The sequence below is a fragment of the Wandonia sp. genome, assembly GCF_984588085.1.
The window spans coordinates 1-10,118 of record NZ_CFIGVI010000071.1 but is presented as its reverse complement, the minus strand read 5'-3'; the positions used below and the strand labels follow the sequence as shown (position 1 = coordinate 10,118).

The window sequence follows — 10,118 nt, the reverse complement described above, 5'->3', positions numbered from 1 at the left end:
TCAATCGCATGGTTTCATTGTCGCTCAGTTCTTTCAGGCTATACTTTTTAATAAGAGCTATTTTACCTTGTCGTTCAAGCCTTTCTATTTCATAAAGAAAGATCCTGTGATCCTCAAGACGAAACTTATTTTCATCAATACATAAAAACACTGAGTCCGTTGTTCCATCCAGAGAAATGTCAAATTGAGACGATCTGTTTTTTAAACAAAGATCCGTTATCTGAACCACTATTTCTTCTTCTCTTGATTTCACTATCGAAATAAAAAACTTATCAGGAAAAATTGCTTTGATTATCCGTATGGTTATTTTATTTTTTGGCGATATATGTTCATTCTGCCAGATTCCTTTTTTTCATTGTATAAATAATACGCAAATCCGTCACGTACTTTTATTTTGTCCGGGAAAACATGCCCCTTTAATTTGAATTCATTCACAACTTGTCCGCTATCAGGATCAATTTGCAACAAATAAGCCAATCCACCTCTTACGCATTTCACGTATATTTCTGCTCCTGAATAGTCTATTATTATTTCATTCTTCCACCCGTTTTTATACTGGTAATCGATCGGAAAAGTCCTTTGTAACTCACCTTGTTCATTAAGAACAAATGCTGAATCCACTATGTGGTTAAAAATGAATATTGAGTCTCTCACTTTACATAAGGGATTATAAATTGGCCTACTCAAAGTAAGTTGATAAAACCATACCTTTTTTTCTACTTTTCGGGCAAAATCCTGCTGAGCGATACTGTTATCTCCTACTGTACTCGGAGCTATTCCTGCTTCTGCCATTGTTTCCCTGTAATAGTCGTCAATAGCAGTAAGACTTTCTTTGTCAACAATTTCCTGTACAAGTTTCCTTTTCTTACTATTCTTTTCAATCAGGTAGTAAATGATCGATTGATTATGTAAACCATAGTCCTCAAAGAACAGAACATCGTCATAGGCTGCCACACAGGGCAAAAGATATTCCTCAAATTTCCTAATTGAAAACCCATTCATTAAACTCAAATCAGATTGATCTCCGTAGATTTGATAGACAGTGTCTGCATACAGAATGTGTAAATTACCAAAACAGTCTCTGAATAATTTCTCCGGATTATTTCGAATAGCAATATCTTTCAACGTGTTACTATTACCATCTATCAATCTAAGCTTATATTGGTTGCCTGCTGAAAGTAGCAGAAATAATCCTTCAGGATGAAAATCGTAGTCAAGAATTAACGTATTGGGTTTATCATAAGTCCGTGCAATATTAGCTGCTCGTATCTCGACCTCTGTCAATTCTTCTGTCTTTGGTTTTAACGAAATAGCGAGTAAAATCGTATCCTTTTTTGATTGATCAATTTCTGTTCTCGTTATTTTCTTTTCCAATGTATAATACCCTAGATATGAAATATAAATCGTTGTAGCTTGTTTGGGGAGTGTCAGATAAAAAATTCCCTGTTTATTGGTCGTTGTTCCTTTCTTTGTAATTGTGTCAAGAATGGTCGCACCTATCAGAGGAATATTATCTGTATCGACAACTCGCCCTACAATTGTTATCTGTCCCTTATCCTGAACAAAACCCCAAAAGGAAGTCAACACAAAAAATAGAGTTATTAGTAATCTCATTCTATTCAGTTGTAGTACTAGCAGGTCATTACTCCTTCTGGTAGCAGTAATAAACAATCTACATTTATCTTATCCTGGTTATCTATTAACCTCCTTTCGACCACATAAGTCAAAAGCTCATTAAATATAGTCAGAAAATTATTGAATCTAATTCGTTTTTGTATACCTGTACTAAAATCACACATATACTCCGATTACTTGTAGCCATTGCTGTGTTCATTTATTTAATGCATTATGTGCACTGAAAAAATATTCTTACCAGTCTGGTTTTTGGTGAAAAAAATACAGAATAATCTCCAAAAATATCAAATCCACACATGTCAGAAGCCCTAAAAACAAATTCTAAAGTATCTCCATTTTCATCTTTGAATACCTCCAACTCATAATTTGTCACATCATAATCATCTTCTACTTCGACAAGTATTTCGGACAAGTCATCTTCATCCGGATCATAGTTAGGGTCATTGTCTATGATATGGTTTTCCAGTTCTTCCTCATAGTAAGTATAAGTAGCCTGGCACCAACTTGCACCATTTACTTCTAATTCAATAAATTCTGTATGGTCCACGAACCTTTCGTGCTCTTCTGTTGATACAGATAAATTTTCAGGTGTTTTTCCCCAATCAAAATGTTCATTATCTTGATATCCGTCAAGAAGTTTTTCCAAAACCAATGAAAAATCTTGATAATCAGAAACTTTTAATTTGTTTGTACCTAAAAACTGATACAAATTGTCTTCTGTAAGTCTATAGTCAACATAATCTAAAAAAACAGGACATGAAATCGCATGGAATTTTAACCCCTTGTATTTCTCTTTGATTACCTCACCGTCTACGGAAAAAAAAGGATATAAGTACTCGTTATCATAAAGTTCACTTTCTTTCAAGCAATCTTTCGGTTCAGGATTGATTTTTGCAACAATTTCTTTATCAGATCTAGAAAATATACGTCTCTCCCGTTTTTTAAAATCTGATAGCTTTTTCATTATACGATCTTTTTTTCAAACACAACGGTTAATATACTAAGTCGTTTTATATTTTTTATGTGTTGTAGAAGTTTTTTTAGGTTTCTCATATTTTATGTGACGTACATTTTAGACGCATAAATAATAATGATTACAGCCCTTTCTTTCCCTCTGGCCAACGCCCTAAAAAAATGTTTCCTGTTATTCTGCGTTTTAAAACCTTCCTGAAAATTTAGGAACATTTTTACTCTCTTCGTCCAGTTCTAAAAGAAGTCTATAAAAGAGATATCCAATCCTTTTAAACTTATCTGAACTGTTTAGGTTTTTGTCCCTGACTTGCAAATTTTGAAATTTCTTCAATTCGTTTTTGTCTTGTTTCTGTCCGTTTGGCAGAGACTACCCAGTACAAAAGCATTTTTTTATTTGACTTACTTAAACTATCAAAGTATTCAAAAGCATTTTTATAATTGGTCAGTACTTCTTTTAAATCATTTGGAATTTTCAGTGCTTCTACTTCATCTAAAATTGTCCAGGAATCATTTTGTTTTGCTCTTTCGACTACGTGAAAACCTGCTTCGGTCATTAGGTTATCTGAAGTCAACTTTTCAATTTTCTCTTTATTGATTTTACTCCAGGTGCTATTCGGCTTTCGCTTGCAGAAATATTGCCTATAGCTTTCGGTGTCCATTGTTTCTGCTTTGCTGTCAATCCAACCAAAACATAATGCTTCGTCCACAGCATCACTCCATGAAATGGTTGCCTTGCCTGATTGTTTCTTATAAAAAACCAACCAAACAGCATCTTTAACAAGATGATTCTCAGAAAGCCATTTTCTCCAATGCTGTCTGGTCTTTGGATAAAATAATTCAATTTCTTTTTTGTTCATTTGCAAGTAAGTTAAAGACAGCATAATCTGAGATTAATTCTTTTACACTCATCTTTTTGGGTTTTAAATGATTACCACCACAAAGAAAACACGAGTGTATGACAACCTTATGTCAGGGGTAATCAATGGATGGGAAAGGACGAGAGATAAACAACGTAATCATCGAACGGTTATGGGAGTCACTCAAAATGCGAATATGCTTATCTAAACCCAGCTAATGATGGCGTAGAACTCTATAAAGAGATGTCCAGAAATACTTTAAGTTTTACAACAATGAACGAATCCATCAAAACCTCTGTTACAAAAAACCAAAAGATGTTTTCTTCGACAAAAGCAACCCAGCATGAAAAATCTAACTTAACTTTATACAGAAAGCTGTCGTATCAATAGGAGAACCTCAATAGTAAGGGCTTGTTCTTAGATGAACAAATAAATAAGAGTTCACCAAATACATTATTAATCTGAGTTCGATTTATCTCTTGACTATTTTTTTGATTAGAACCCTTCCATTATTTTGATTTATTTTCAAAAGATACATACCATTTGGTACATTCATTTTAATAGCTACTTTTAACGTATTTTCAATCTCCAACTTTTGAAGTTCATTACCAGTAAGATCAACCAATGTAACACTTCCTTTTCCAACTGCTTTATCAAACTCAATATACACAGTTTCTTCTGTTGGGTTTGGATAAATTGCTATTTGATTTTCTAAAGTATGTGATGATATACCGCTCGTATTCATTTCAAAATATTGGCATTCTGACGTGTCAGAGCAAACACCATTATCAACAACAACAGCATAATTACCAGAGGTTGTTGGTACAAAAACTTTTGAGTTAGCTCCAGCAACCGGTAAAAAATTGCTATCACAATCTACCCATTGATAATCTACAAAATTTGCATCTGAAGAGAGTAATGTCGTTTGGTTATCAACAGTAGATACATTGTTACAATACTCACTAACACCTATATCAATAATATTCCCCATAATTCTAGGTTCATATTTTGCATCTAAAGAAGAATAAACAACATTATTTTTACCCGCATTAATTGCCGGTGAACCTAACGTTAGATTAAAATCTCCGACACCAGGATTTGCAAACAATGGGTTGCTAAATGTAATATTTCCGCCTTTATCAGTAACTGCCAATGGTAGCCCCCCATCAAATAAAGAATTATAAACTTTGACTGAATCTAGAGGATTATTACTGATATTAGACCCATTATTATTGAAAAATATTGAATTATTGACCGTTACTTCATTTGCCCAAACATGGAGAGCTCCATTTGGTGAAATATTATTAAAAAACACACAATTATTAACAATTCCAGGTGCTTGATCAAATGTAACCGCACCACCATTTCCTGTTGAAGTATTATTATAAAAAGTACAATTTATTACACGCATTGAGTCTGAAGTATAACTTGCATACAATGCAGCTCCAATTCCATACCCGTTTGATGATGTTGCATGATTATTACGAAATACGCAATTTTTTACCGTTAAATCATAAGATGTAAAAATTCCTGCTCCAGAAAAATCTTCAAGATCACAAATGCAATAATCTCCATTCGCAAATCCATTTTCAATAATAAACCCATCAATAATAGAATAACCCTCTTCGATTTTTAATATCGTTTTACTATTATTATTGATCTCATTATCTTGTTGTATATCGCCACTTAAAATTGTCGGGTATAACTTATAGTCTCTTTCGCCAGTTGAAGCATCAAATCCCCCAAGCATAACACATCGATGCTTCATTCTTATAGGAAGTGAATCATTTGAGGGGTCAGGTGGATAGTAGGTTCCTTTTGCAACTTTAACGGTATCAATTGATTGAAAACACCCATTTGTTGAATCCAATGCTTGCTGAATGGTTTTATATGCTGAAAACCAACTTGTTCCATCACCCGAAACTGCAACAGAGCTATCCACATAAATTACTTTAGCCGGCTCGTCCTCAAAAACACGTAAGTTAAAAATCATGATGCTATCACAACCCACGCTATTTGGAATCGTATCATAATAAGTTCCTGAACTTGTCCAAGTATAATTTAAGCTAGGTGAATTAAATGAGTAGCAGGCGTCTTTATCAAAAGTTGCTGTTGTACTGTTTAAATTAAGATTTATTGTTAAAATAGTATCACAACCAGATGGATTATAAAGCGTATCAGAATAAATACCATTGCTAGTCCATGTGTAATTTCCACTTGGAGCGGTATAATAGGAACATGCGTCAATATCTATTGTATCGCGTGGCGCTAAAATTGTTACGTTAAAATTTAAAACACTATCGCAACCATTGATATTTGTTACTGTATCATGGTAAAATCCAGAATTCGTCCAAGTATAGTTACCACTAGGTGAAGTCACTGCATAACAATCATTCACAATTGTTGTATCAGTTTGTGCATTTGCGTTAATTGTAAGATTAATTGTAATAATGCTATCACAACCAACATAATTAGGAATTGTATCCGTATAAGTTCCAGGTGTTGCCCAGACATATTTTTCACTTGGGGATTGATAAGTTAATGAATTACACAATGAGACATTAAGTGTATTTGTACTTGGTACACAATACTCAAATGCACCAATATCTACTGTTCCATTTAAAATTCTATTCACTTCTTTCAAATCTTTTTGAAAAAAGGAAACAACTGAGTTACTTCCAGCATCAATTGCAGGTGAAGATGATGATAAAGAAAAATCAAACCCTGCCGGATTAAGTAATAACGGATCTATGTTTAATTGATTCCCCCCATTATCTATACTTCCAGTAGGTAGGCTCACATCATTTTCTAAAATTGAATTTTTAATAGTAAGTATCTGAGGACCATCTTTATTAATATCCTTACCAGATAAATTACCGGCAAAAATACAGTTAGAAATTACTGGAATCCCTTGGTAATAACTATACGCTCCTTTCGGAGATATATTGTTATAAAATGTTGTGTTCATAAAATTAGCAGCTCCATGATCAGTTGATATTGCTGCTCCATTGCCAGTTGCCATATTTTCATAAAAAAGTGAGTTAACAACATTTATTGATTCTGATGTGTTACTAAAAATGGCACCGCCAACTCCTGAATCAAACAAAGGACCAGCTCCCGTTGCTTCATTTTTTCTGAAAATGCAATTTATCAGTGAACAATTGCCATAATTAATCAATGCAGCACCAGTTCTTTCAACAATTGAACTACCATCTGCATAACCTCCCTCAAAAACAACTCCGTCAATTAATGCGCTTGCGCTACTTGCAATCAACAAAATCGTTTTGGAATTATTCGTTTTTATACCATCAGATTGAAAGTCACCACTGAATATCGTTTTATTGTATGCGTAATGACGTATCCCTGTTGAAGCATCATAACCTCCAAGAATGACAATTTTCTTATTCACATAAAAGTATGTGGTTCGATCAAAAGTTGTCGGGTAATAGGTTCCTTGCGCTACTTTAATCGTATCATCATCATTATCGATTTGCAAGGCCTGATTTAGATCAATAAATGCATTTCCCCAAGAAGAGCCATCTCCTAAACCTGTTGCATTTACATCTACATAAATAACATTGCCATAAGTAGCATTGGAATGAAAAAAAAGTAAATTTCCTAAGAAGAGGATAAGTATGTATTTCATTGTTTTAAATTGTTAGTCTACAAAACTTACGTTCTGTACAAATGCTAGTTTTGTAACAAAAAAAACTATTACATATTATTAAACCAAAAATATTGTGTCAACGACAAAATAATGGTGGTCAACGACAGTTCTTAAGTGATTAATGAATAATTTTAGTGTAAGTCTCCCCCAAATTAGTTACAATATTTTGAGGAATAATTTTATTTAAAGAAGTATAAAAAAGAGTAAATTTTCGCCCCCCAAAATCATCAAGATTTTGACTATTCAGGAAAAAGGTAAGAAGATTAATGATTTCTGTTGATGTATAATAATGAACGCCCACACTCTGGACTTGACCACCCTATTCCACACGAATTCTTGTTCAAATATGGAAATCTATAATTTTGAATGTAACTAGTTCGGGAAGCTTACAATCAAACTCAACTGCTCCCTCCAAACGATAAAGGGCATCTCGATTCCCCATACCTTCAAGTATTTTATGCTTTAAACGCCCTACAGTATCATAAATTCAGAAAACCGATCACTTCGTGCGTTAGATTTTAACACGATATCACTGCTATCCTTTATAAGCTCAGTTTTTCATATCAATAATAAAACAGTTACTCAATCAGGTAAGTAACTCTTCATTTGATCTTTAAATTTGTGTTTATAACTACGACCAATTGGTAAATGATGTCTATGAATAATAACTTCAGTTGCTGTGTATTTTTCTACCTTTTGCATATTGATTACATACGATTTATGAATCTGTAGAAAATGAGGTGATAATCGTTCTATAAAATCTTTTAATGCTATGCGTTCCACAGCTTTTTTACCATTTTCTAGTATTATTTTGATGTGATTATTCTGCGACTCAACATAAAGGATTTCAGAAAAGTCAATGAGGGCTTTTTTACCGTGTAAGGTAATGGTAGTTTTTTGTTTACGCATTTTATGAACAGCGATAGAAATACATGCATTCACACCTTCTTTAGTAAATGGTTTTTCTAAAAATCCTTCTGGAGATGTTTCACTAGCAGCTTTTATGTTTTTTTCGTCTGCATTTGCTGTGATATAAATATGCGGAATAGGAGTAGTTTGTGTTAACTCCAACATTAAATCCGTTCCTGACTTCTTATTTTCACCAAGGTTTATATCGACAAGTATTAAATCTATAGTATCCTCATTAAAAATTCTTTCAGCTAACTCAGCACTAGTTGCAACCCTCACCTTTTTCACACCAAGGTTGATAAGTGTGCGTCTCAAGTTTTCAGCAACCAACTCCTGGTCTTCGAGAATAAGTGTTGTAATTTCAAAAAGTTGCATTACTCGCTATTTTTATTACCGTTTTCGCACCGTTTTCATTTGTTTGAATTACTTCAGCACCAATTTGACGAGATAGCATACCAATTATACTAAAACCTAAGCTAGATTTTGCATCAAGAGGAATACCTTCTCCATTATCCTGAAAAGTTAAGACACATTCTTTTTCTGTTAATTCATTGCTCAATATAAAGTTACTTTCTCCTTCTTTTGCAATTCCATATTTCAGTAAGTTTGTAACCAGCTCATTTATAATCAACCCAATAGGTATTGCTTTTTCAAGATTCATTTGAAAAGGAGTCATTGAAGTTGTAAAATGGATCTTCTGTTTAAAATCCGGATAAAGCTGAATAATGCCAGCTGCTAATTCTTCCAAATAGGCTTTCATCTCCAAACGATCAACTTGTTCTTCATTTTTATACAACATTTTATGAATAGTTGCCATTGAATTAATACGTGCCACACTTGTTTTCAACACTTCCGAATCAGAACTTTCTTTAACAACATCCATCTGCAACTCTAACAAGCTTATAATTAACTGTAAATTATTTTTAACACGATGATGCGTTTCTGCCAACAGCATTTCTTTTTGCTGAACATTTTGTTTTAATTTTTCTTTTTGTTCTGTAATTACATCCACCGCCTCTTCTAGCTGGTTCTTATATGATACGGCATACGATTTTAGATAAACAGTATAAAACAGCGTAAAAGCAATCACGATAATAGATGCAAACCGTATGGTACTAGTTCTTTCTTCTGGATAGATAACAGCATGAGATAAAAAATTGTAGTAGTTATTGAGTATACCAACCATGACAATAATCAATGCAAATCCTGTATAAATAAAAACATTACGTCTTGATTCAATAATTAATGTTAAAAAACTGAAAAGCGAAAGAAGAAATAAGGATAGCGAATATATATCTACTTTAAAGACAAAAACAATTGAAATTAATCCTAGGAAAACTAAAAACACCAATACCCCTATTGTTACATGGAATTTGCCCTTTGCATTGAAATACAACATTGCCAAATTCAATAGTACTGTAATAAATGTTTGTGCATATTGCTCTTGAGGAACAAACTTATAGCTGATCATATAAATTAATCCCAACAGTTTGATTAAAATCGAAAGGACAACAATTCCGTTTAGTAACCTCCTTTGATTTCTGTCATATTGAGAAAATTCATTTCCGACTCCTATATTCAGAATTTTATTAATCATATCTAACTTTACACATTCTTGCTGTATAGTCCCCCAATGCTATAGGACAAAGGTTATTCAAAGGTAATATAATAATCAAGCAGTAGTTTCTTACGGATTAACTGAATTTTCATAATCCATTGAAGCGCCCCTCATCAAAACGCCTACTAAAACACTAAAAAAAACAACTTACGTTACATTGAGCGAAATATAGGTTTACACAAATTAATCAAAATGATTTCCCAGTGATACTGAAGTATTTTGTATTTCTTCAACTGTTTCAAAATTTGATAAAGGCACACGTTCGGTTGGATAAAAAAACCTTTCCTGTCCCTTTTTTGTATGATCGATTTTCGGTGAAAATTTCATATATGAAAGCATTTTTGTTCCAAAACAAAAGTACCAATACTTACACGTCACTATTTTTTATACAAATTTCTCACCTGCGGTAGTAAGGCTATAAAAAGAAAGAGTTTTAATTTGTATTTGTCAACTTGTTCGG

Annotated in this window: 7 protein-coding genes; all 7 read right to left on the bottom strand. The window is 33.1% G+C overall.

Annotated elements, in window-relative coordinates:
- On the bottom strand, nucleotides 1-253 hold a 253-nt coding region (locus AC4PL9_RS14750; protein ID WP_491605518.1), incomplete at its 3' end, for a hypothetical protein.
- A 50-nt stretch (nucleotides 254-303) separates the two neighbouring features.
- Complete coding sequence (locus tag AC4PL9_RS14745; RefSeq protein WP_491605517.1) at nucleotides 304-1,614, bottom strand: carboxypeptidase-like regulatory domain-containing protein; 1,311 nt, start codon at nucleotides 1,612-1,614, stop codon at nucleotides 304-306.
- Nucleotides 1,615-1,846: 232 nt separating this feature from the next.
- Complete coding sequence (locus AC4PL9_RS14740) at nucleotides 1,847-2,599, bottom strand: hypothetical protein (RefSeq protein ID WP_491605516.1); 753 nt, start codon at nucleotides 2,597-2,599, stop codon at nucleotides 1,847-1,849.
- Nucleotides 2,600-2,882: 283 nt separating this feature from the next.
- A complete protein-coding gene (locus AC4PL9_RS14735; RefSeq protein ID WP_491605515.1) occupies nucleotides 2,883-3,464 on the bottom strand; it encodes a YdeI/OmpD-associated family protein in 582 nt (193 codons plus the stop codon).
- 472 nt (nucleotides 3,465-3,936) lie between these two features.
- Nucleotides 3,937-7,110 carry a T9SS type A sorting domain-containing protein gene (locus AC4PL9_RS14730; RefSeq protein WP_491605514.1) on the bottom strand — a complete coding sequence of 1,058 codons (3,174 nt, stop codon included), beginning with the start codon at nucleotides 7,108-7,110 and terminating at the stop codon, nucleotides 3,937-3,939.
- A gap of 603 nt (nucleotides 7,111-7,713) precedes the next feature.
- On the bottom strand, nucleotides 7,714-8,415 hold the full coding sequence (locus AC4PL9_RS14725) for a LytR/AlgR family response regulator transcription factor (protein WP_491605513.1): 702 nt from the start codon (nucleotides 8,413-8,415) through the stop codon (nucleotides 7,714-7,716).
- A complete protein-coding gene (locus AC4PL9_RS14720) occupies nucleotides 8,402-9,637 on the bottom strand; it encodes a sensor histidine kinase (RefSeq protein ID WP_491605512.1) in 1,236 nt (411 codons plus the stop codon). The genes AC4PL9_RS14725 and AC4PL9_RS14720 overlap by 14 nt, the downstream gene beginning before the upstream one ends.
- Nucleotides 9,638-10,118: the final 481 nt, after the last annotated feature.